This window comes from Metabacillus malikii (assembly GCF_030813355.1).
In the GTDB taxonomy this organism is placed as follows: domain Bacteria; phylum Bacillota; class Bacilli; order Bacillales; family Bacillaceae; genus Metabacillus; species Metabacillus malikii.
In genome coordinates this window covers 1-23,470 of sequence record NZ_JAUSUD010000021.1, presented here as the reverse complement: position 1 = coordinate 23,470, position 23,470 = coordinate 1, and the positions used below count along the sequence as shown (strand labels likewise).

The 23,470-nt window shown below is 36.0% G+C and carries 24 protein-coding genes, 10 tRNA genes and 1 rRNA gene; 7 read left to right on the top strand and 28 right to left on the bottom strand.

The genetic code is table 11. The features are described 5' to 3' along the window. Positions 1-584: 584 nt before the first annotated feature. From J2S19_RS17480 to J2S19_RS17460, 5 genes are all read left to right on the top strand, one after another. Entirely contained in the window at positions 585-1,151 is a 567-nt protein-coding gene (locus J2S19_RS17480; protein WP_071396570.1) for a hypothetical protein, read from the top strand. A 193-nt stretch (positions 1,152-1,344) separates the two neighbouring features. Then, on the top strand, positions 1,345-2,718 hold the full coding sequence (locus J2S19_RS17475; protein WP_307344412.1) for a sensor histidine kinase: 1,374 nt from the start codon (positions 1,345-1,347) through the stop codon (positions 2,716-2,718). Further along, entirely contained in the window at positions 2,715-3,386 is a 672-nt protein-coding gene (locus J2S19_RS17470; RefSeq protein ID WP_071396572.1) for a response regulator transcription factor, read from the top strand. The genes J2S19_RS17475 and J2S19_RS17470 overlap by 4 nt, the downstream gene beginning before the upstream one ends. Before the next feature lie 36 nt (positions 3,387-3,422). Next, on the top strand, positions 3,423-3,851 hold the full coding sequence (locus J2S19_RS17465; protein WP_084786894.1) for a NusG domain II-containing protein: 429 nt from the start codon (positions 3,423-3,425) through the stop codon (positions 3,849-3,851). Positions 3,852-3,967: 116 nt separating this feature from the next. Further along, positions 3,968-4,195: a hypothetical protein gene (locus J2S19_RS17460; RefSeq protein ID WP_019156581.1), complete on the top strand. Its 228-nt coding sequence runs from the start codon at positions 3,968-3,970 to the stop codon at positions 4,193-4,195. Between the two features lie 58 nt (positions 4,196-4,253). Here J2S19_RS17460 and J2S19_RS17455 read toward each other — a convergent pair whose 3' ends face one another. The 7 genes from J2S19_RS17455 to J2S19_RS17425 form a co-directional block, all read right to left on the bottom strand. Beyond that, a complete protein-coding gene (locus J2S19_RS17455; protein WP_071396574.1) occupies positions 4,254-4,583 on the bottom strand; it encodes a four-helix bundle copper-binding protein in 330 nt (109 codons plus the stop codon). Positions 4,584-4,701: 118 nt separating this feature from the next. After that, entirely contained in the window at positions 4,702-5,316 is a 615-nt protein-coding gene (locus tag J2S19_RS17450; RefSeq protein WP_071396575.1) for a class I SAM-dependent methyltransferase, read from the bottom strand. A gap of 121 nt (positions 5,317-5,437) precedes the next feature. Further along, positions 5,438-5,566 carry a hypothetical protein gene (locus J2S19_RS17445; RefSeq protein WP_019156584.1) on the bottom strand — a complete coding sequence of 43 codons (129 nt, stop codon included), beginning with the start codon at positions 5,564-5,566 and terminating at the stop codon, positions 5,438-5,440. A gap of 11 nt (positions 5,567-5,577) precedes the next feature. Continuing rightward, the gene (locus J2S19_RS17440) at positions 5,578-7,992 is read right to left on the bottom strand and encodes a heavy metal translocating P-type ATPase (protein ID WP_019156585.1); all 2,415 of its coding nucleotides are present in this window, start codon (positions 7,990-7,992) and stop codon (positions 5,578-5,580) included. 76 nt (positions 7,993-8,068) lie between these two features. Beyond that, on the bottom strand, positions 8,069-8,275 hold the full coding sequence (gene copZ / locus J2S19_RS17435) for a copper chaperone CopZ (protein WP_019156586.1): 207 nt from the start codon (positions 8,273-8,275) through the stop codon (positions 8,069-8,071). 15 nt (positions 8,276-8,290) lie between these two features. Beyond that, positions 8,291-8,632 carry a metal-sensitive transcriptional regulator gene (locus tag J2S19_RS17430; protein ID WP_019156587.1) on the bottom strand — a complete coding sequence of 114 codons (342 nt, stop codon included), beginning with the start codon at positions 8,630-8,632 and terminating at the stop codon, positions 8,291-8,293. Positions 8,633-8,837: 205 nt separating this feature from the next. Continuing rightward, a complete protein-coding gene (locus J2S19_RS17425; protein WP_307344411.1) occupies positions 8,838-9,482 on the bottom strand; it encodes a YdhK family protein in 645 nt (214 codons plus the stop codon). Positions 9,483-9,888: 406 nt separating this feature from the next. On the opposite strand from J2S19_RS17425, the gene J2S19_RS17420 reads away from it, so the two are divergent. After that, positions 9,889-10,017: a hypothetical protein gene (locus tag J2S19_RS17420; RefSeq protein ID WP_307344410.1), complete on the top strand. Its 129-nt coding sequence runs from the start codon at positions 9,889-9,891 to the stop codon at positions 10,015-10,017. A gap of 90 nt (positions 10,018-10,107) precedes the next feature. Continuing rightward, positions 10,108-10,524 (top strand): hypothetical protein, encoded by a 417-nt coding sequence (locus J2S19_RS17415; protein WP_307344409.1) that lies wholly within the window; start codon positions 10,108-10,110, stop codon positions 10,522-10,524. Between the two features lie 588 nt (positions 10,525-11,112). Here J2S19_RS17415 and J2S19_RS17410 read toward each other — a convergent pair. The 21 genes from J2S19_RS17410 to rrf all read right to left on the bottom strand — a co-directional run. Continuing rightward, positions 11,113-11,844, bottom strand: coding sequence for an urease accessory protein UreH domain-containing protein (locus J2S19_RS17410; protein WP_307344408.1), 732 nt, complete (start codon positions 11,842-11,844; stop codon positions 11,113-11,115). A gap of 188 nt (positions 11,845-12,032) precedes the next feature. Next, the gene (locus J2S19_RS17405; protein ID WP_173391084.1) at positions 12,033-12,560 is read right to left on the bottom strand and encodes a CueP family metal-binding protein; all 528 of its coding nucleotides are present in this window, start codon (positions 12,558-12,560) and stop codon (positions 12,033-12,035) included. A 31-nt stretch (positions 12,561-12,591) separates the two neighbouring features. Beyond that, positions 12,592-13,407 (bottom strand): prolipoprotein diacylglyceryl transferase, encoded by an 816-nt coding sequence (gene lgt / locus J2S19_RS17400; protein WP_019156595.1) that lies wholly within the window; start codon positions 13,405-13,407, stop codon positions 12,592-12,594. A gap of 150 nt (positions 13,408-13,557) precedes the next feature. After that, on the bottom strand, positions 13,558-13,764 hold the full coding sequence (locus J2S19_RS17395) for a DUF2933 domain-containing protein (protein ID WP_307344407.1): 207 nt from the start codon (positions 13,762-13,764) through the stop codon (positions 13,558-13,560). Between the two features lie 715 nt (positions 13,765-14,479). After that, entirely contained in the window at positions 14,480-16,282 is a 1,803-nt protein-coding gene (gene glmS, locus J2S19_RS17390) for a glutamine--fructose-6-phosphate transaminase (isomerizing) (RefSeq protein ID WP_307344543.1), read from the bottom strand. Positions 16,283-16,751: 469 nt separating this feature from the next. Further along, positions 16,752-18,098, bottom strand: a complete 1,347-nt coding sequence (gene glmM / locus J2S19_RS17385; RefSeq protein WP_307344406.1) for a phosphoglucosamine mutase — start codon at positions 18,096-18,098, stop codon at positions 16,752-16,754. A 29-nt stretch (positions 18,099-18,127) separates the two neighbouring features. Then, positions 18,128-19,369 (bottom strand): CdaR family protein, encoded by a 1,242-nt coding sequence (locus J2S19_RS17380; RefSeq protein WP_307344405.1) that lies wholly within the window; start codon positions 19,367-19,369, stop codon positions 18,128-18,130. Continuing rightward, on the bottom strand, positions 19,362-20,177 hold the full coding sequence (gene cdaA / locus J2S19_RS17375) for a diadenylate cyclase CdaA (protein WP_307344404.1): 816 nt from the start codon (positions 20,175-20,177) through the stop codon (positions 19,362-19,364). Before cdaA ends, J2S19_RS17380 begins: the two co-directional genes overlap by 8 nt. 481 nt (positions 20,178-20,658) lie before the next feature. Beyond that, positions 20,659-21,270 (bottom strand): anti-sigma factor family protein, encoded by a 612-nt coding sequence (locus J2S19_RS17370; RefSeq protein WP_307344403.1) that lies wholly within the window; start codon positions 21,268-21,270, stop codon positions 20,659-20,661. 13 nt (positions 21,271-21,283) lie between these two features. Then, on the bottom strand, positions 21,284-21,847 hold the full coding sequence (gene sigW, locus J2S19_RS17365; protein WP_307344402.1) for an RNA polymerase sigma factor SigW: 564 nt from the start codon (positions 21,845-21,847) through the stop codon (positions 21,284-21,286). A gap of 526 nt (positions 21,848-22,373) precedes the next feature. After that, positions 22,374-22,449: transfer RNA gene (locus J2S19_RS17360), tRNA-Ala, on the bottom strand. 13 nt (positions 22,450-22,462) lie between these two features. Continuing rightward, positions 22,463-22,537, bottom strand: a tRNA-Gly gene (locus J2S19_RS17355). A 6-nt stretch (positions 22,538-22,543) separates the two neighbouring features. Beyond that, positions 22,544-22,616 (bottom strand) — tRNA-Lys (locus J2S19_RS17350). A 5-nt stretch (positions 22,617-22,621) separates the two neighbouring features. Next, positions 22,622-22,696, bottom strand: a tRNA-Gln gene (locus J2S19_RS17345). A 119-nt stretch (positions 22,697-22,815) separates the two neighbouring features. Next, a tRNA-Tyr gene (locus J2S19_RS17340) sits at positions 22,816-22,899 on the bottom strand. A gap of 14 nt (positions 22,900-22,913) precedes the next feature. Beyond that, positions 22,914-22,986, bottom strand: a tRNA-Thr gene (locus J2S19_RS17335). 26 nt (positions 22,987-23,012) lie between these two features. After that, positions 23,013-23,088, bottom strand: a tRNA-Val gene (locus J2S19_RS17330). A gap of 35 nt (positions 23,089-23,123) precedes the next feature. Next, positions 23,124-23,198 (bottom strand) — tRNA-Glu (locus tag J2S19_RS17325). A gap of 14 nt (positions 23,199-23,212) precedes the next feature. After that, positions 23,213-23,285 (bottom strand) — tRNA-Thr (locus tag J2S19_RS17320). Between the two features lie 2 nt (positions 23,286-23,287). Beyond that, positions 23,288-23,362: transfer RNA gene (locus J2S19_RS17315), tRNA-Asn, on the bottom strand. Between the two features lie 14 nt (positions 23,363-23,376). Next, a 5S ribosomal RNA gene (gene rrf, locus J2S19_RS17310) occupies positions 23,377-23,470 on the bottom strand; the annotation flags it as partial.

Genomic DNA, 23,470 nt, shown 5'->3' with positions numbered 1-23,470 from the left:
CCTCTTATCTCTCCCTCCCTCTTCCTTCCATTCTGCTTTAAAGTTCTTCCCCAAAACACCCCATTATTTCTTTTTTCCACTCTGGCTTGTATAGAATATTTTAATAATATTAAATAAATGTTCCCTGAACGGGGATTGAATTAAGAAAAAAAAACATAAAAAAAGAGCAAAACACATCTTACCTCAGCACTCGAACTGCATAGAAAGCGATATGAAAATCATCTGAACACGCTACGGACAAGGGATTGATGGGATATTGAATAAATAAGGAAAGACTGGATCACTAATGGAGCCAGCCTTAATTTTTCTTGATTATACCGTAGAGTAAACGTTACATACATATTCGTTTGCTAGCTGCTCTTCCCCGTTTCCTTTGACGTTTGGATACCAACTATTTAGCATTAGGTACCGACTTTTTAACAGGGAAACATTAGAAAAAAGAAAAATGGAGATAAGAAAGTAATTTCAAACAGAATAACATTTTAAGGACACTATAACCTATATTTAATAAATAGACTTTGAATATTCCTAGCCATCAATCACATATAGTTAATAATATCGGACAAGACATAAAGGAGTAAAAAATGGGAGTATCACTTTTTCTAATTCTTATATCAATTTTCTCGCTCTCAGTTCTTGTTATTTATAAGGTAACTTACCATAGAAAGAAATTCACTAATATGACTGGCATGATGATAGCTATGTCAATTGGTATGAGTGTCGGTCTCACTGTAGGAGTTATTGTAGGAATTGTAATTTCGGACAACTTTTTTATTGCTACCATTTTAGGAATGGCTGCAGGTTTTCTGATTGGATTTTTGACTGGTTTACCAGTAAGCATTATAGCTGTTCTTGACGGGATGCTATCCGGGATTATGGGAGGCATGATGGGAGCCATGCTTGGGGAAATGATCACGGTAGAGTATCGTGATGCAATTGTTAAGATCATGATTTTTCTATTTCTATCTACTTTACTAATTCTCCTTCATTTGATACAAAAAGAGGTCAGTAATAAAGAAGCGACTTTCTATAATCATCCACTGTTTATCATTATTCTATATAGTTTTATTTTTATTTTACTTAACCAATTAGACCCGATTTTTAGCGATATTGAAGCCCCTAATGAACAAAATCATATAGAACATCATTAAATTGAGTAGATACTTTTTATAAAAGGCAACTATTATAAAGAAGACTAATATTAGAACTGCTGATGCTTCAGCGGTTTTTTTATCTTTCTGGTGTAAAATAATAATGTACCGACCTTTACACAATTTCTGCACAAAATCTTCAAAATTTTATCGTAGGCTAAGCATACATGGAAATAGGAGAATGATCATCGTAATGAAGAAACTTTCAGTAAAACTAGGCATCTTATTTTTTGTTGTAATTTTTGGTTTAATTACATTTATGTTTTTCTTTTTGCATGCCGAAATTGTGGACTCGAGAATAGAACAAGAGCTACAAACATTAAAATCGAGGGGGAATTCTCACAAGGCTATTCTTGAAAAGCAATTCGATGATGAAATGGTTGATCATGTCGTTTTGATGGAATCTGAATCCAATACAGACGTAATCATAACAAATGAGTCAGGGGAGATACTAGATTCTTCGGCCCCGGTTGAAAACTTTAGAAGGTATATAGAAGCCCCTTTAACCCCTATTCCAAATGATGGACAGGTTTTAGAAGAAAAATGGGAGCAGGAACCATATATTGCGACAGTTAGTCCCATTCAAATTGATCAAAAAGTTTCCGGGTATGTTTATATGTTTCAAGATACTGCGTTGGTACGTATTTTAATTCATTCCTTGAATGAACACTTTTTGATTGCAGGCTTGATTTCAGTTATTTTTACGATTATTATCATTTGTTTCTTATCGAGGGGGATTACTAGACCTCTTATTAAAATGAAAGAAGCAACATCACAAATTAGTAAAGGTAATTTTTCCGTTCCTCTCCCTCATACATCAGAAGATGAATTAGGGGATCTAGCAAAATCAATCAAGTTATTAGCGACAGATTTAAACTATCTTAAAAAAGAACGGAGTCAATTTTTAGCTAGTATTTCACATGAACTTCGGACTCCTCTTACTTATATAAAGGGCTATGCTGATATTGTAAAAAAAAGGAATTTATCCAAAGAAGAACAGGGTAAATATTTATCTATTATTGTGGAAGAATCAGATCGTTTAGCCAAATTAATCAAAGAGCTATTTGAACTTGCAAAAATAGATCAAAATACGTTTATCATTGAAAAAGAGTTAATCAACTTAAACGAATTTTTCACTAAAATGGATCAAAAGTTCTCTCCTATTTTTCATGAGAATGAAATGAAATTTACTATAAACTGCCAACCGAATCTGTTATTAAAAGCTGATTCATTAAGACTTGAACAAATTTTTATGAATCTATTAGATAATGCCATGAAATACTCAAACAGAGGTTCGACCGTTTCTTTAACAGCTTGGAAACAAAAAAAGGAAATTTATATTTCCATTAAAGATAATGGAAAGGGAATTCCAGAGGAGGATCTTCCCTATATTTTTCACCGTTTTTATCGAGTGGATAAATCCCGAACACGTTCTCTCGGAGGTACAGGGCTTGGTCTTGCAATAATCAAAGAACTTATCCTTGCCCATGGAGGCGATATTCAAGTGAGAAGTAAAGAGAATGTTGGGACAACATTCGAATTAATTTTCAAGGAGGATCAAAATTGAAAACCATTTTACTTGTAGATGATGAACCAATGATGCTTGATTTATTATCGTTGTACTTATCCCCTCTGGGCTATCAGTGTATTAAAAAAGAATCTGCACGAGAAGCTCTAAAATTTTTGGAGTCCAATACGGTTGATCTTATTTTATTAGATATTATGATGCCTGATATGAGTGGGTTAGAAGCATGTCAGGAAGTACGGAAAAATTGGGATATTCCAATTATTATGCTCACAGCGTTAGGCGACAAAGCAGACATTATAAGAGGTCTTAATATAGGTGCGGATGATTACATATCTAAACCTTTTGATGAAGAAGAGTTAGTAGCTAGAATTGAAGCTGTCCTAAGAAGAAGTACAAAACAACCAGAGCAAATCTCATTTAAAGGACTTACCCTAATTCAAGATTCTCATCAGCTTTTTTATAAAAATCAAGAAATCTCTTTAACTCCGAAAGAATTTGGGATGTTGAACCTCTTTTTAACCAACACAAATCGGGTTTTTTCTAGGGATCATCTGATTGAATCGGTATGGGGATATAATGTTTCAACCGAGGATCGCACGATTGACTCTCATGTCCGAAATTTACGTGAAAAACTAAGAAAAGCAGGTTTTCCAGCAGATGACTATTTACAAACCGTCTGGGGTGTCGGATATAAGTGGAAGTCTTAGGCCTATCCATATTTGAATTGCAAGGAGATGAACCCTTTGAAAAACGCACTTCAAATGATTAAAAGATGGGACATTATTATTACTGTTTTATTATTAGTCATTTCATTTATCCCCGTTTCTATTTTTAGCTATCAGCAGGCTAAAGTAGAGGCAACAACTGAAAATCCAGAATATGTCGCTGTTATTTCCAGTAGAAATGAGGAAGTGAAACGGGTCACATTAACTGGACATAAAGGTACTGAAAGGTTAAACATACCTGAGATTGAATGTAATCCAAATACCGTGGAGTTGCATAACGAGGAGATTCGGATTGAATCTTCTACATGTCCTGAACAAATCTGTGTAAATACAGGCTATATTTCAAAACCAGGTCCTGCTATTGTATGCTTACCCCATCAAGTAGTAATCACAATTGAAACAGTCGGTGGAGGCGAAGATGTGGATCCGCTTATTATTAGTTCATGATAAATATGTATCCAATAAATTCATGTACAATCTTAACAAGTTCCACAAAGTTTCTGCATAATCTCTGCAAACTTTTACGTTAATATAAAAATATAATTAAGAAGGAGATGAAACAAATGAAAAAGAAATTAGCTATCGGGCTATTAACAGGAGCCATTCTGCTAGGCGGGGCAGGATTTGCCTATGCTCAAACGGATGGCTTCCAAGAAATGAAACCATTTATGGAAAAAATGCACCCAGAATTATCAACAAATGAATTAGAGCAAATGTATAATGATTGTCATGGGGATGGGGGCATGATGCAGGATACTGAGAAGGCAAAAAATATGATGAATAGTTTATAATCGTGACAAATAAAAGGATTGGAATACCACCAATCCTTTCGTTTTGAACAATGAAATGTTAAGAAGCCATTTGACGGCAAATTTCTGCACATCTAAAGCAAGATTCTGCACATTTACGACAATGTTCATGATGTTCATGATTTTTACACGCATTGCCACATGCCTCACAAATTTCTGCACAAAGTTGACAAATTTGTTTTGCAAATGGGCTGTTTGATTGCATTGCCTTTGCAGCAAATGCACACATATCCGCACATTCTCTATCCAAACGGATACATTCTGCCATCATTTTTACATCCTCTTCTTTTAAACAGGCATCATAACATCCGTTACATGCCTCCATACATTCCAAACATGCTTTTATACATTCTTCATAGGTCACAGGCATTTTCCAAAATCCTCCTTTTGATTTTTACAGAAAATATCATCCCCTTTTGAAGATTAATTATCCTATCAAAGTCGTAAATCGTTTATAATTATTAAACATAATATGGCTCTTCCAAACGTCATTTATTGGGACTAACCGATAACTCTCTAAAAATAGACCCCATTAAATTTTTATTCATTTCAACTTTGAGACCTGATCGTTCGATCGTGTTGATCGTTTCCCGGTTAATATTGGCTCCCCATAATCTTACCGTTAAAGGATTTAACAAATCCATTACAATACCAACCCACATTTGATCACTTCTCACATGCTCCAACAGCAGTATTTGTCCATTTGGTTTACAAACTCTTTTCAACTCTTTTAAACCCAAAAGAGGATCCGGAACGGAACAAAATACACAAGTAGAGACCACTGTATCGAACATATCGTCTGGAAACGGCAATTCCTGTATATCTGCTTCCATTAATCGAATCGGAAATGGATACCTACCTTTTACTAATTTCTCCTGGGCCTGTTTTAGCATCCCTTTACTAAAGTCAACACCTGTTAGTGATTTTGTATAGGTTGGATAAAAGGGGAAATTAGCCCCCGTCCCGACTCCCACTTCAAGAACATTTCCAGATATATTAGATAGTAAATTCAATCTCCACTCTGCTTTAATCATCTTATCCATAACTTCATATATACTTGAAATTCTATTATATCTTCTTTTAATTTTTTCATTCGTATTCAATTCGTTCCACCTACCTCATAAACATCCTTTTTAGTGTCTCATTTATTTATGAAAAAACTTTGCATTTTTTATAACAAGAATGGCCTCTATCCAAATAGGGGCCATTCTTAAAATCAGTTAACTATTCATTATGTTGTTCTATATTTGTGTGTTCTTGATCCTCTACAGGAGGACTTACAATTGAATAAGCATAATAAGCACCCACAACGACTATTAAATAAGCCAGGGCAGATAATACCCATTTTTTCATATACGACACTCCTATAGTTTGACCTTTTGTAATCGTAGAGCATTGAGTACAACCGAAACAGAGCTAAATGCCATTGCAGCACCGGCAAGCCATGGAGCTAAGAATCCAAACGCCGCAATTGGAATGCCAATTGAATTATAAGCTAAGGCCCAGAAAAGGTTTTGCTTAATATTTCGCATTGTTTTATGGCTCATTAAGATGGAGTCTGGAATACTGTTCAAATCCCCACGGATCAAGGTAATATCGGCTGCTTCCATCGCTACATCTGTACCCGTACCAATAGCCATACCAATATCAGCAGTAGCAAGTGCTGGGGCATCATTAATTCCATCCCCGACCATGGCCACTTTTTTATCTTGAGCTTGAAGTTTCTTCACTTCTTCTGCTTTCCCTTCTGGGAGAACTTCGGCAATTACATGATCAACTCCAGCTTGTTTTGCAATTGCATTTGCCGTATCTTTGTTGTCACCCGTAATCATAATCACTTCAAGTCCCATGTCTTTCATCCGTTTAATGGCGGAAGTAGATGTTTCTTTAATTGTATCTGCTACTGCAACAATCCCTGCATATCTTCCATCAACGGCTGCTAACATAGCTGTTTTCCCTTGTTTCTCAAGATCTTCCATCTTATCTAATACATTATCAATCTCGACATTGTATTTTTTCATAAGACGACGAGTTCCTACAAGAACCACTTTTCCATCCACTACCGTTTTGATTCCATATCCAGGTATATTTTCAAAATCAGAAACATCTTTGAACTGGATGGATTTCTCTACGATTCCTTCAACAATTGCTTGTGCAAGAGGATGCTCTGATTGTTTTTCAGCCGAACCAACAAGAGATAAGAACTCTGTCTCATCTTGCTCCGTTATCACATCTGTTAAAACAGGTTCACCATTTGTGATCGTTCCTGTTTTGTCTAAAATGACTGTATTGACTTTATGAGTCATTTCAAGGTGTTCTCCACCTTTAAATAGAATCCCATATTCGGCAGCTCGACCGGTTCCTGCCATAATGGAGGTTGGTGTTGCTAGACCTAAAGCACATGGACATGCAATGACAAGAACGGCAATTAGGTTTACTAGGGCTGCAGTAAAGTTTCCTGGATCAGCCCAGAAATACCAGATGATAAATGTAATAACCGCTATTCCCACCACAATTGGAACAAAGATACCGGAAATTTGATCAGCCATCCGTTGAATTGGAGCTTTTGATCCTTGTGCTTCCTCTACAATTTTAATGATTTGCGATAGGGCTGTTTCCTTTCCTACTTTTGTCGCTTTAATTTTCAAAAATCCATTTTTATTAATAGTTGCCCCTATTACACTATCTCCAACTGTTTTATCTACGGGGACACTTTCACCAGTGAGCATTGATTCATCCAGTGCTGAGGTCCCTTCCAAAACTTCTCCATCAACAGGAACTTTCTCACCAGGCTTTACTAATAAAATATCGCCAGCCACAACATCTTCTAAAGGAATAGTGGTTTCGATTCCATTTCGAATGACTGTTGCTGTTTTTGCTTGTAGTCCCATTAATTTCTTAATCGCTTCTGATGAACGTCCTTTTGCTTTTGCTTCAAATAGGTTTCCAAGAATAATTAATGTGATTAAGACAGCACTTGTTTCAAAATAAAGTCCAACTGAATGTGCATTACTTCCAAGCGATTCTATTGCTAAATAAACACTATAAAAATAAGCAGCCGATGTACCAAGAGCTACGAGTACATCCATATTGGCACTCTTATTTTTCAATGACTTATAGGCTCCAACATAAAATTGTTTTCCAATAAAGAATTGTACAGGTGTTGCCAAGGCCATTTGTACCCATGGGTTCATAAATGCATCTGGCACCCAAAGGAAAGAAGTAAAACTAAAATGTCCTACCATAGACCACAGTAACGGAAGTGATAAAATAGCTGCGAATATAAACTTCCCTGTCTGTTTTTCAATCTCTTTTTGACGATAATCTACGGCCTCTTTTTCATTTTCATCGCTTTTTACCATCGCTCCGTAGCCGAGATTTTCAACCTTTTGAACTAACTCTTTTGTTGTAACTGCTGATGGATTATATTCTACAGATGCCTTTTCTAAAGCCAAATTAACAGTTGCTTGCAGAACACCATCGACTTTATTAAGACCTTTTTCAATTCTTGTTGCACAGGCTGCACAAGTCATACCAGTTAGTACCAATTCCCTTTTTTCTGTTACAACATCATATCCAAGATCTCTTACCTTTTTCGTTATATCTGAAGGACTCATCATAACAGGGTCAAACTGGACCATGGCTTTTTCTAAAGCAAGGTTTACATTGGCATCCTTGACTCCATCCATTTTTTTCAGCCCTTTTTCAATTCTTGTTGCACAGGCTGCACAGGTCATGCCAGTTACTTGGAATTGATTTTCAATAACTTTTTCGCTCATCCCCATCACCTCATACCTACCTAGGGTATATTTTTTTGAAAAAGAGAGCGTGCTTTAAGCACAGCCCATCTTCAATTTACTTTACTTCGTATCCTTGATCATCAATGGTTTCCTTGATTTTATCTAATGTTACCTCAGCTTGATTAAATTCAACGTCTACTTTTTTATTCTCCAGATCGACTTTTACACTTGAAACTCCATTAAGTGCTCCAACGCTTCCTTCTACTGATTTCACGCAATGTCCACAAGACATACCTTCTACATTTAAAGTTACTTTTTCCATATTTAACGTCCCCTTTTACTTTTTCATTAATTTTTGTATGGTCACTAATACTTCATCTAAAACTTCCATGTCACCTTCTTGAATTCGATTGACTACACATTCTTTCATATGTGCTTCAAGAAGAATTTTAGCAACACCATTAAGAGCTGCTTGTGAAGCTGAGATTTGAGTAATCACATCATCACAGTAAGTATCCGTTTCGATTAATCTTTTTATGCCCCGAATCTGACCTTCAATCCTGTTCAATCGGGTCACAAGGTTCTTTTTCGTTTTTTCTGAGTGATGACTCATTCTCCCATGTGAAGGTGTACAGCAACTATCCTCTGAAATCATCTCATTTTCTAATTCGGGATCCATCTCACTCCTCCTCCTCGATTACATTATAGTATACCCCCGTACCCTATGTAAAGTGACTGATTTGTGAAAAGTAAAATAAAATTAATTATATTACCCAATTTTTATGGAATATAGATTTAATTTGTTCTAACTTCGTATTTTAATACAAAACGTGAGGCGGTTCTCTTGTTTTGCGTATATAAACAAGAGAACCGCCTCCTCGTTTTTATTCTACTGGAGATAATTCACTTTCTGTTACCCATTTGTGATACGTTACCTTTTCCCCTGTTTCAGTATCCGTGTAATCTACCATATAGACTGTTGTTTGTTCAGCAGAATCAATTGTTGCAGTTGCACCTTTCATACCTTCCATATGTTCTGCATTTAATACCACTTCATCACCTGTTTGAAACGATTCATCACCCGCATTTTCAAGTTCCTCATGAATGACCCATTTATGATCCTCGACTGGTTCTCCGCCAGTTGTAGGCGTATATGTAACTGTATAAACCGTCGTGTCAAAGGCTCCAGAGATTGTGGCTTCAGCTCCATCCATTCCTGGCATATGACTTGCATTGATTATTGCCTTGCTACCAACTGGATAGGTTGGATTCTCCGCTTCCTCTAAACCTTCTGGTACTTCACTTGAACCAGAGTGATTCATTCCAGCATGATCCATTCCCTCCATTTCTTCTTCTCCATTACCTGATTCCTCATTTTCCTCTTCGTTTGTTGTTGTTCCTTGGTTTGTACTTTCTGTTTTCTCGTTGGTATTTTGAGTTTCATCTTCTGTGTTTGAACATGCACCAAGAACTAACAATAGTGATGCTAACAAAATAAATAGAATTGATTGTTTACTTTTTCTCTGCATTTTTTATTCCCTCCTTCTTTTATACAATATATTTTATCCAAAAAGTTTGCAGAATTTGTGCATAAAACATCTTTTACACCTTAAAAAGGTTATAAATTCTGAACTCCGCTTGTTTATCTAATTTATAATGGTTGTTCGATATTATTCTTTGGGTAGATATTAATTTACTTATAGAAATGACCCCAAAAAATTTGCTGATGCTATTTTAATTTATCAAAGTTATCCTTTCAGTTTTTAAATCATGTAAGTACAATTTGCCAAGTTAAGTTTGATATAAATACCAAAAGGCTGTTTGAACAATTTGTGAATTCATCATTTTTTCATTTAGAATCCACAATTTCTCCACATCCTTTATTAATAATAGACATGATAAAAATTACCTTTGAAAAAGACAGGGGGTTATAAAATGGGTTGTTGTGGTGGTCACCACTCTAAGCAAGACAATCATCCTCAAAATACTTCCATTAAGTCAAAGTTTTGGACTTTGTTAATTGGAATCGGTGTAATTGCGACACTTATATATTTATTAAATTAAAAAGAAAGGGGGTTAAGCCCAATTACTCTCATGTCAATCGTCCCCTTTGTTTTTATTTGTATCATTAGTATAAATTGATGGAGGAAGTGCATGATCAAAGATCATAACTATTCAAAGAATAAAAAGGAAAGACCCCTTTTAAAAGCTGTGGGATCAGTATTGTTTGCCATTATAGCCTCGTCTCACCACTGGCTACATACTCTTTTAATTGCACTCGGTCTTACTACAATAGGTACAGGTTTGTTGTCTTTACCACCAAGTATAAGTTTAGTATTTTTAATTATTTCATTGATTTTGTCTGTATGGTTTATAAGAGTCGCCAAACTGAAATGGTCACGAAACCGTCCTGCGGCTTGGGTTTATCTTATCTCTTCCCTTATCTCAATTATTTTAGTTATTACAGCAATACCTGATACAATCACAAGTGTGTATACTCCAGATCCAGTCAAGCAACAAGAAAAACAACAAAATACAGAACAGCAACACAATCATGATGAGCATATTTAATTTGAAAAGGGATATCCCAAACTTTGGATATCCCTTGAATAAAATTTAATAAATATAAAATAGCTTTTAAGTTAAAAACTTCATCAATATGAACATTGCCAACATAAAAGAAGCGACAATGCCCGATAAATAAATAACTCCTTTTACATCCTCTTTTTTCTGTATTTTATTGTATTCTTTATAAGTTATTTCTCCTTTTGCAAATCTCAAGCCGCTATAGTCAGGTTTTATGGAAAATAAAGCACCTTTCCTATCCTGTAGGATTATTTTCGTAATAAAATCCTTCCCATTCCATTGTTCAGCTTGTTGCGGGAACTCAAAATTTTTACCCCAAACACTTCTACCTTTACCACTTTATATAACGAATGTTTTCTTATTTCCTCGCTTATTTTATAAGCCTGATGTTCCATAAAATTATTAGTTATACACACTTTAATCGCCTCACTGACATCATAATTTAGATCATTAATCTAAATTCATGAAAAAACCTCTACTAAAGCATTTTATGCAGACCGCTTCCCAATGACCCTTTTTTAGTCCCACCAATTAACCTTCACTGTATTCATTAACCATAAGATTTTTTCAAGATTACCAATAAGTCAGTGTATCTAAAATACCTAAAATAAGCATGATCATTCCCGCTAATTTTTGAACAATTACACCAATCTTTCTACCTTTTTTCTTAACCAACTTCCCACTTAACTCAAAATACCAAATGAGGAAAAGAGCTAGTAAAAGTGGTAAAGATGTTCCTATTGCAAAAATAGCAGGAAGAAAGACTCCATATGACACAGATAATGTTACAGGTATTAATGTTACGAAAAATAAAACAAACATAGTAGGACAAAATCCAAGGGTAAAACTCACTCCCATTAGAAAAGCACCTAAATTACCCTTTTTTATAAATTTCTCTGGTATTGATCCTAAAACGAAAGATTTATAGAATCGAATAACATCGAGCATAAAAAGACCAATCAGGATTAATATAGGTCCAACAACTTTTCTAAACCATGGAAAGTATAGGGCTAAGATGGATTTAAACTCATTTCCGAGCATCCACACAGTAATACCTAGAATAGTAAAAACAAAGATTTTACCAAGAATAAAAAATATAATTTCTTTCCAAGCTATTTGTTTCTGTACTGATTTATTTCCGTATAATGTAATAGCACCTAGGTTCCCAGTAAATTGACAGGGTGTTAAGGCCCCCACAATCCCTAAAACGAAAGCAAATAAAATAGGAATTCCTTCTGTTGTATTGACCATATTATAAAATGGTTTACTGAGCATATAGCTTATTTTGCTAAAGAATTCATACATTTCCTATCCTCCTGTAATTTAAAACCTCTAACTCCCCTCTATCAATTAGGAATATTCCGAATCATGTGTAAATGGCTATTTTGATTTAGTTTAAATATTATTATCTGAAGGATATATTTAAAAATTCACATAATTTATATCAAAATTAAAGGAAACCTCTCAAACGAGGCTTCCAACTTATTGCTTTACTACATTAGTTGCATGGTTGTAATACAAGTATTATCATTTTCAAAAGTGGAGAATTCTGATTCTACTTTCTTATCGTCATACTTAATTTCTATACGATACTCCTTGTCCCTTGGTAGCCATATATCAATAAAGCCATTTGACTGGGACTTTAATTTTTCATCTACTAATACATTCCCTTCGATGTCTTCAATATAAACATCAAACTCTTTATTTACCAACTCACCTTGACAACCTGTCAAGTTATGAATTTGTCAAGGATGGGTTTGCTCAATATAAGGAGCAATGGAAACGAAAAATTCCTCCTTCGGCAAATCATAGCTTGCTTTATTTCCATTACGATCAGTTGCAATGAGTTCATGTGAAGTAATAGATGCTGACTGATCTTTAATGTTTCGTAGACTATAATCGTTCACTAACTCCTTAATATTTTTTTCTTCGTTTTCTTCGAAAGCGTTGTCTTCATTTGCACTACAAGCAACTAATGCTAAAAAAGTTAAAGCAATAACAATAAAATGCTTTAATTTCACTTAAAATTACCTCCAATCCCTTATGTGGAAATTAATTTGACCTTTTTCCGTACTGTAACTTTGCATATCCTTTCCAACGTCTAAACCAAATTAAGATTACTGCTATTCCAATTAATGATAATGAGACGACTTGAGCGATTCTCAAAGAGTCTGTTAACATCAAACTATCAGTTCTCAAACCTTCTACAAAGAATCTCCCTATCGAATACCAAATAACATAGATAAGAAAAAGTTCACCACGCTTTATATTAAGTCTTCTTACAATTAGTAATAGAACAAACCCCAATAAATTCCATAATGACTCATACAAGAATGTTGGATGATAATAAGAACCATTTATATACATCTGATTAATAATAAAATCTGGCAGATTTATACCTTCTAAAAAGCCCCTCGTTACTTCAGTTCCGTGTGCTTCTTGATTCATGAAGTTTCCCCAACGTCCTATTGCCTGCCCAAGAATAATACTAGGTGCGGAAATATCAGCCAATTTCCAAAATGAAATTCCCTTTTTATTGGCAAAAACAACGGCTGTTACAACACCACCAATTAAAGCTCCATGTATGGCAATGCCACCTTCCCAAATCGCAAATATTTGCCCAGGATTTTGAGAATAATAGTCCCATTTAAAAAGAACATAGTAAATCCTAGCACTTACTATTGAGATTGGAATAACCCAAAGCAATAAATCAGAAAATGTATCTTTAGAAAGCCCTAATTTTTTTGCTTCCCTTGTTGCAAATACCCAACCTAATAATATACCTATTCCGATGATAATACCGTACCAGTATATTGTAAATGGTCCAAATTCAATTGCTACTCTATCTAGTGGCTGTAAATAATCCATCTTGTCCTCACCTCTAAGTTTGCCTATCAAATCGTTCAACCATAAAATTACGACAAATCTGTCGAGATTTTATGCAGAAAATTATAATTGATACTTAAATTATTAGAAATGATAAGTAAAAAGCTGCTACTTTAAGTAACAGCCTTTTACTCATGATTCCTTTTTCACCATTGCAGAAAGAGCTTCAATTTCTTCTCTTAACTTTTTATTCTCCAACTCAAGATTTAGCATTTTATCATTCAAATTGTTTGAAGAATTTGAATGATGGTCATGATTTTTGTGACCAAACATCCCTTTCATACAAAAAATCATCATCAAGGGACAAATTAATAAGATCAATAATTGTAGCCATTCCATAAAATCACCTCATTTTTTATTATCCTACTAAGAAAATATCGAGATTTTATGGAGAATCTTTATGATCAAACAGCGATTCTTTGCATCTCCACATACCATTACTGATATAGTCAAATTGATTAGAAATAATAATTCTAACTTCATCATTTATTGTCCTGCAAAAAAGTCCTTCCCCGCCTTCCTCTCACTCTCCTCAATCCCTTGCGGCTCTAAGCCAAGACCCTCTTATCTCGCCTTTTTTCTTCCTTCCAATATGTTATATAGTTCTTCCCGAAAATGACCCGAATTTAGCTGTCTGGCTTGTATCAAATATTCGGATAATGTTAAATAGTTCGTACCGATAATGGAGGAATGAATCAGGAGAAAAGACGGAAAACGAGGCCATTTTGAGACGGTTTTACGGTTGGGAAACACACTGAATAGAGATTGGAAATCCTACGGATTTTTGTATTGGAGAAACGATTGAAACCCTTATTCAACAAGGGATTGAAGGAGTAATGGACGAAAAGAAAAGGACTGAATCACGATTGGATCCAGCCCGATTTTTGATTGATTTTGCAGTTGAGTAAATGTTACATACATATTTGTTTGCCCGCAGCTCTTCCCGCTTCCTTTTCAGTTTGGATACCAACTATTTAGCAGTAGGTACCGACTTTTTAGCATGGGGAAGAGGAAAGTAACAGCTATATAAATATTACCTTTAGTAAAGATATTTTTACTCTACTGTTACACTTTTCGCAAGGTTACGTGGCTTATCTACGTCACAACCGCGGTGTAGAGCAGCATAATAAGAGATAATTTGTAATGGAACAACAGCTACAAGTGGAGCTAATTGTGGCTGTATGCTAGGAATGACGAAACGGTCATCTTCCTCTTCCAATCCTTTCATAGAGATGATACAAGGATTCGCACCACGAGCTACAACTTCCTTTACATTTCCACGAATGCTTAAGTTAACATGTTCTTGTGTAGCAAGAGCAATAATTGGTGTACCATTTTCAATTAATGCAATTGTTCCATGCTTAAGTTCTCCACCTGCAAAACCTTCTGCTTGAATATAGGAAATCTCCTTAAGCTTTAACGCTCCTTCTAGTCCAACATAATAGTCAACAGAGCGACCAATGAAGAATGCATTTCTTGTAGTTGAGAGGTATTCACTTGCGATAGCTTCCATCTCTTCTTTTTGACCACAGAGAACATCCATTGCATTTGCGACAATTCCAAGTTCTTTTGTTAAGTCAAATTCTAGTGAACGACCTTTTCCATATGCGGCTACTGCAGCTAATATTGATAATACAGCCAATTGTGCTGTATATGCTTTTGTTGATGCAACTGCAATCTCAGGACCAGCATGTAACAGAAGTGTGTAATCTGATTCACGTGATAATGTTGAACCAGGGACATTCGTAATCGTTAGACATTTATGTCCAAACTCTTTAACTTGAACTAGTACTGCACGACTATCTGCTGTTTCTCCACTTTGTGAGATAAAGATAAATAAAGGTTTCTCAGAAAGTAAAGGCATATTGTAAGAAAATTCACTTGAGATATGAACTTCCACAGGAATTTTCGCCCAATTTTCAATAAATTGTTTACCTACTAAACCAGCATGATAACTTGTTCCTGCTGCAATAATATAAATTCGGTCTGCATCGTTAACTGCGTTAATTATATCTTGATCAACAGTTAGCCCACCATCATCATTACGGTATTTTTCAATAATTCTTCTAATGACTACTGGCTGCTCGTCGATTTCTTTCAACATGTAATGAGGATATGTTCCTTTTTCAATATCACTTGCGTCAAGCTCTGCTGTGTAAGGAGTACGTTCAACCACATTTCCTTGTAAATCCTTAATTGTAACCTTCGAACGTTCAACAAGAACAATTTCTTTATCCATAATTTCTAGGTATTGGTCTGTTACTTGTAGCATTGCCAGCGCATCAGATGCAACTACATTAAATCCATCACCAACACCTACTAATAGAGGGCTTTTATTTTTCGCAACGAAAATCATATCTGGATTTTGTTCATCTAATAAGGCAATTGCGTATGAACCTTTTAAAATCGATAACGCTTGACTAAAAGCTTCCTCAACCCCAAGGCCATTTGCCACGAATTTTTCGATTACTTGAACAATTACTTCAGTATCCGTATCACTCGTTAATTGAACATCTTGTAAATATTCACGTTTTAAAATAGCATAGTTTTCTATTACACCATTATGCACAATCGTGAAGCGTGTTGATGCACTTTGATGTGGGTGTGCATTTATACGGCTTGGTACACCATGTGTTGCCCATCTAGTGTGTCCAATACCCGTTTGTGCTTCAACATTTGAATCTACTGCTTGACGCAGTTCAGCTATACGCCCTTTTTCTTTAAACGTGTGAACGCCATCTTTATTCATAACCGCGATACCAGCAGAGTCATATCCGCGATATTCAAGTTTCTCTAAACCTTTTAATAAGATTTCTTTAGAATCCTGTTGTCCAATATATCCTACAATTCCGCACATAATTTGTTTCCTCCCATTGGTGTTCCAAGGGACAGTTGTCTTGTTTTTCGGAGACATTCACTGTCCCCTCACACATGTTTATAATTTGGAAGGCTACATTCTCCCCTTTGTACAAAAAGTTACCTCTTTGCTTTAAGGGAGAACTTACGGTTGTAACCATGCAACCGGGAGGCATCCGCCGAAAACTCGATAACCCCCATCCTCGTCAACTAAGTGTTATTTATCCGTTCACACTTAGTTCAGGCGCTTTTAAGTTGTGTAACCTTACTACCCACCTTTCTAGTATTCGTAAAAATACAAATTTAATGATACACCAAATCAAATTAAATCGTCAATCAATTTTTCCAACCACTTACAATTAATCGTTATTAAACAACGATTTAGTGCATTATATGAATCAATTATTTTTATGTTAATAATGAATATCTGCTTATACACCAAAAACGACGGGTCTCCCCGCCGTTTTATTTTATTCCATACCCATTTCTTGTTTAACTACTTCCACGATTCTTTCAACATACTCTCTACATTTGTCCTCTGTAGGCGCTTCTGCCATAACCCTAACTAATGGTTCCGTTCCAGAAGGTCGAACGAGGATACGTCCATTCCCCGCCATTTCTGCTTCAACAGTCTCAATTATATTCTTTACATTTTCATTCTCAGTCACATGATGTTTATCTGTAACTTTGACATTTATTAATAATTGAGGATATTTCTTCATTTCACCAGCTAGCTCTGATAGCTTTTTACCTGTTATTTTCATGATATTTACTAGTTGTAAACCAGTTAAAAGTCCATCACCTGTAGTATTGTAATCTAAGAATATAATGTGTCCAGACTGTTCTCCACCTAGGTTATAGTCATTAATTCTCATTTCCTCTACAACGTAACGGTCACCTACTGCTGTAGGGACACTATTAATTTCATGAGTTTCTAACGTTTTATAAAAACCTAAATTGCTCATCACTGTTGATACAACAGTATTCTTTTTTAAGCGTCCTTCATTTTTGAGATGTTTCGCACAAATATACATAATTTGGTCACCATCTACTATGTCCCCGTTCTCGTCAATGGCAATTAAGCGATCCCCATCTCCATCAAAGGCAAGTCCTATATCTGCACCTTTTTCTTTTAAGAATTCAGCCAATGCTTCAGGGTGTGTAGAACCAACGCCATCATTAATATTAAGTCCATTTGGAGATGTACCCATTGTCGATACGTCAGCATCTAAATCTGCAAATAAATGTGTAGCTAGTGATGATGTTGCTCCATGAGCACAGTCAAGTGCAATATGTACCCCAGTAAATTCTTCATCTACAGTTTGCTTTAAATATTGCAGGTATTTTTGACCACCCTCAAAGTAATCATTTACCTGACCTAGTTGTGCACCAACTGGTCTTGGTAAAGTATCTTCCTCACTGTCCATTAGTGATTCAATTTCTAATTCTTGTTCATCCGTTAGCTTGAATCCATCTGGACCAAAGTATTTAATCCCATTGTCTTGCACTGGATTATGTGAAGCTGATATCATTACCCCTGCTTGTGCTCCTAATGCTTTAGTTAAATATGCTACTCCAGGAGTTGAAATAACTCCTAAGCGCATAACTTCAGCTCCGATTGATAGTAATCCGGCTACTAGTGCACCTTCTAGCATATGTCCTGAAATACGTGTATCACGGCCAATGATAATTTTAGGCTTTTCAATATTTTTTGTTAATACATATCCACCAAAACGGCCAATTTTAAATGCTAACTCAGGCGTTAATTCACTATTTGCTACTCCTCTTACACCATCTGTTCCGAAATACTTACCCATTTATTTCGCTCCTTTGAATTCTTCAACGATTAATCTGAAGATATTTTCACTTTTACTTTCTTTTTTTGTAGTTCCCATGTGATATTTTGTGGACTATTAACGAATACATCTATGTCATGTTCACCATCACTAATGTCTGATAAATTTATATAAAGTTCTATGTCTGATGCATCAATATCCTTTATAACGGAAGATGCACCTAGAATGGTAATATCAATTTTACCAGAGTCTGGGTCTATGAAATCAATAATCTTCCCGTTAGATAATCCAACTGGTTTAATTGATTGAGCCTTAAAGCTTTTCTCCTCTTGTTCATCAACGTCTACATTTATTTTAAGCTTTTCAGGTGTTACTTTGTTAGCTCCTTCTGGTATTGGAACATCAATTTCAAGGACTGTATCCTTTGTAATAGTATTTAGATTAATACTTAAGCCATCAATAAATTGAAGTTCATCGATAACATCCAACGGCCCGAAAACAGTAATCTCTTTTACTTCCGGGTCTATACTAGAAATGCTAAGTCCCTTACCCAATTCGCCCTCACGGTTGATTTTAAATGGCAGTGACTTACTTGGACTCTTGATTGGAACAGTAACATCAACTACGGATGGCTCAACTTCAACAGCTAAAATTCTACCATCTTTATCATATACTGTAATTCTCGACTCCTGATTAATCGTCTCAGTGCCTTCCTCTAAATTAACTACTGCTTTTACACTGGAGATTTGATCAATAATATTCTGAGAAGCTGTAACCCTAACACTATTTGGGTTTACTATCGGCTGGTCTGGAGTGTAGCCTTCCTCAAGCTTATCTTCATTTAATAAATCAACTTCTACTTGGAAATCCTTTGCAACCTTTTCTTCTATTGTTACCGTTATTACAGAAGGGTTTATCGTTGCTGTTAAATTTCCAGGTATGTTTTTGTATTTCAATCTTACTTGGTGTGTACCAATTGAGAGATTATTTAAATCAGCATAAATTTCAAAATCCTTTGTTTGCCGCGCCTTTGTTAGTGCACTTCTATCCCCTTCTAAATTGACTTTAACATATTCTGGAATTCCTGTCACAACAAGATTTTCTTGGTCAAAATATGTAACGACAGGGACTTCAGTAACAGTAGCTTTATCAGTCGTTGATGAAGAGAAAAAAGGTGACTGTGATTGGTTACTTGACGAATCTGACTCGATGTTTACTGATGCATATAACATTAATGCCAAGAACAATGCAATGATTCTCATCACCCATCGATTTTCAATTAATCTATCCATTTTTCTTTCCCCTCCATTGCCAACGGTTTGAGGAAACTGGTTTATTAACCAATAAAAGTTCTCTTTCCAATACTTCTCGTAAATCTTCTTGTGTTAGATTTCGATGAAGCTCACCATTCCTAGTAACAGATACACTGCCTGTCTCTTCCGAAACAACAATTGTTAAGCTATCTGTAACTTCACTAATTCCGAGAGCAGCCCGATGCCTTGTACCAAGTTCTTTAGAAATAAATGGACTTTCAGAAAGTGGTAAATAACATGCAGCTGCAGCTATATGATTCCTTTGGATAACGACTGCTCCATCATGTAACGGAGTATTAGGAATAAAAATATTTATTAAAAGTTCCGAGGAAATCATTGAATCTAACGGTATCCCCGTCTCTATGTAATCATTCATCCCCGTTTCTTTTTCAACAGACATTAAAGCACCGATCCGTCTTTTAGCCATATATTCGGTTGCTTTTAAAATTGACTCTATTGCAACATCTACTTCATCTTCACCTGATACACCACCACGTGAAAAAATCCTTCCTCTTCCTAGCTGTTCTAATGCTCTGCGCAGCTCTGGCTGGAAAATGATAATAATTGCCAAAAATCCCCATGTTAAAGCTTGGTCCATAAGCCATTGTAAGGTGCTTAGGCCTAAGTATTGGCTTAACATACGGACTACGATTATTACGGTTATTCCTTTTAATAACTGTACAGCCTTCGTTCCCCTTGCAACCATAATTAGTTTATAAATAACGTACCACACAAGGAGAATATCAACAGCTATGCCGAGGTAATGTAATATTTCTTCATATCCCATTCACTCGTCCTCCATGAGTAAAACTCTAGTATGTAAACTAAGTCCCAACCTCTTTCTGTTGGACTTAACGGCTGTATAACAACATTCTTTTTAATTCTTGCTTATTATATCATTCCAATAGCATGATGCACAAAGGCATAAGATTTTTAACTATTAGGTTGTTTCGTAGACAATGTTTCTTTATACATAGTTGGCGTTATCGATTGGTCTCCTCTTACAACACTCGCTTTCCACGGTAGGTGGTGAGCTTGTCTAACTCCGGTAGTTAACTTTTAAACAAACTTCAGGTCATCTCCCTAAGAATTCAACAACGTTTCCTAAATCTTTAGCCTATGCGCTCCAAGTTGTATGTCGATGGGCAAGCCCCTGCGCTTTTCGAAAGACAAAATACTTTTTTGACAATTATGTCACTAAATAACATTATTACCTAACAGTATTTTATATACAATGAAAAAGGTCACCGAACCGATGACCCTATTCCTTAGTTTAGTACATTTACGACATCTTTGGATAGTGATTTCATATGATACCAAAGCCATTCAAACATTTCATCAATAACCTCTATTTCACCAGTTACATGTCCTGCAGAAGCTAGGTATTGCTCTCCATTTATTACGGTAACATTTCCTTCAATTGTACCCTCTATTCTTAAAGAACCATTTTTTACTGTTACATCTCCTTTTACTACTTCTCCTTCTGGAACAATTACTTGACTATTCTCAACGACAAGGTTTGACTGCTTGGAAACACTAAAGTTTTGGTCTTCATTCCAAGCTGAAAACAAGCTTCCCGTCATTAGTAGTATAAATAAAGATGCAGCAGAAAGGAGTGGGTGCCCCTTTACCCAACGATTCCAGGAAACTGTACGTTTTTCCCTTGGAAGATTGCTCATTACTGACTGAGTGAAGTTTCTCGGTGCTTCAATATGTGATGTACTTTGCACAAGAGCAACAGTCTTTTCTAGTTCATGGAAATGCTGATAACATTCTTGACAAGAATGAAGATGGTCCTTCACCATTTCCTCTTCTTGTGTTGTGAGTTCTTGGTCCATATACTTATGCAGTAGATGCACAAATTCAGAAGAACAACTCATATATCTCACCTCATTATAAATGCCTTAATTGCTTCCTTAATGCCTCTCTACCCCTATGGATCCTAGTTTTTACAGTTCCAACAGGAATATCAAGAATATCACTAATTTCTTTTAGGGGAAGCTCATCAATATACTTTAGAACAATAACAGCCCGATACTTATCAGGTAGTTTTAATATTTCATTTTGTATTGTTTTTTGAAGCTCTACAGTTTCAAGTTCATCTTCAGGTAATACGACATCAGCTGCAACTTGAGAATACATAGTTAGTCCATCTGTTCCAGAAACTTCTGCATCTAAATAATAATCAGGCTTTTTTTTACGAATACGGTCAATTGATAAATTTGTTGCAATACGGTACAACCACGTCGAGAATTTTTTGCTCATGTCATAAGTATGGATATTCACATATGCCCGAATAAACGCCTCCTGTGCAATATCTTCAGCTTCATGAGCATTTCCAAGCATGCGATAACATAATTGATAAATTTTATCTTGATAAATATCAACTATCTCCGCAAAAGCATTTTGATCTCCTTTTCTTACCTGTTTAATCCTTTTCTTTACTAACATTTCCATTCTACATACCTCCGCACTTTGCGGGTCTCTTTATATACGATTAACGTCTCATATAGTTTCACTTTTTGATGATATAAAAAAATTATCTTGCTTTTTGACAGAATTGTAAAAATAGCTGTCAATATACATAAGTATTTTCATTCTTCATCTATAAGTCTCGAAGGCCCCTATTCATCTAGCGTTTCAACATAGCGATGCGCCGGACTTTCATAGAAATAATTCTCCTATAAGTCGAACAACAATCTCATATAATTAATCATTTATTTATAAATGAAAAATATGTCTTATCTGAAAAAATAATCCCATTATAATTATTTTAACAAATTTCTGGCAACAGTTGGTGTTTTTTTTAAAACAACACAAATATAACGCTAATTAAGAGTGACTTAAGAGTGGAGGTATAACTGTAAGAATACTATGGTCTTGTATAACACTAATTACCAAATTACGAATTCACATTTTTTAGACAAATAAAAAAACCATAAATTTCAAATTATGGTTTAAACATTGTTGTATTAATAGTATATGGTGGAGCCTAGCGGGATCGAACCGCTGACCTCCTGCGTGCAAAGCAGGCGCTCTCCCAGCTGAGCTAAGGCCCCAAATATGTAAATATGGAGCGGAAGACGGGATTCGAACCCGCGACCCCCACCTTGGCAAGGTGGTGTTCTACCACTGAACTACTTCCGCAAATTATGAGCCATGAAGGACTCGAACCTTCGACCCTCTGATTAAAAGTCAGATGCTCTACCAACTGAGCTAATGGCTCAAATATGGCTGGGCTAGCTGGATTCGAACCAACGCATGACGGAGTCAAAGTCCGTTGCCTTACCGCTTGGCTATAGCCCATCAAATTTAAGATTATGTATTACTTAATATGACCATTTTATAGTAATTTATTCATAAATAAAGACAAACAAATTATGAAATGGTTACCCGTTCCTACTCGTTTATCTGAAACAATTAAATGGTGGAGGGGGGCAGATTCGAACTGCCGAACCCGAAGGAGCGGATTTACAGTCCGCCGCGTTTAGCCACTTCGCTACCCCTCCATATAGTAAAACAGTGCCGGCGAGAGGACTTGAACCCCCAACCTACTGATTACAAGTCAGTTGCTCTACCAGTTGAGCTACACCGGCCTATTATTTTAATACAAAATTTCTAATGGTGGAGGATGACGGGATCGAACCGCCGACCCTCTGCTTGTAAGGCAGATGCTCTCCCAGCTGAGCTAATCCTCCAAATATAATCTATCTTAATCCATAAGTTAATTAGTTGGTGACCCGTACGGGATTCGAACCCGTGTTACCGCCGTGAAAGGGCGGTGTCTTAACCGCTTGACCAACGGGCCATTCTATTTTCATAAGCTCCCAACCGGGCTCGAACCGGTGACCTCTTCCTTACCATGGAAGTGCTCTACCATCTGAGCTATGGAAGCAATGGCTCCGCAGGTAGGACTCGAACCTACGACCGATCGGTTAACAGCCGATAGCTCTACCACTGAGCTACTGCGGAACAATAAAATATCTACCTGGCAACGTCCTACTCTCACAAGGGGAAGCCCCTAACTACCATCGGCGCTGAAGAGCTTAACTTCCGTGTTCGGCATGGGAACGGGTGTGG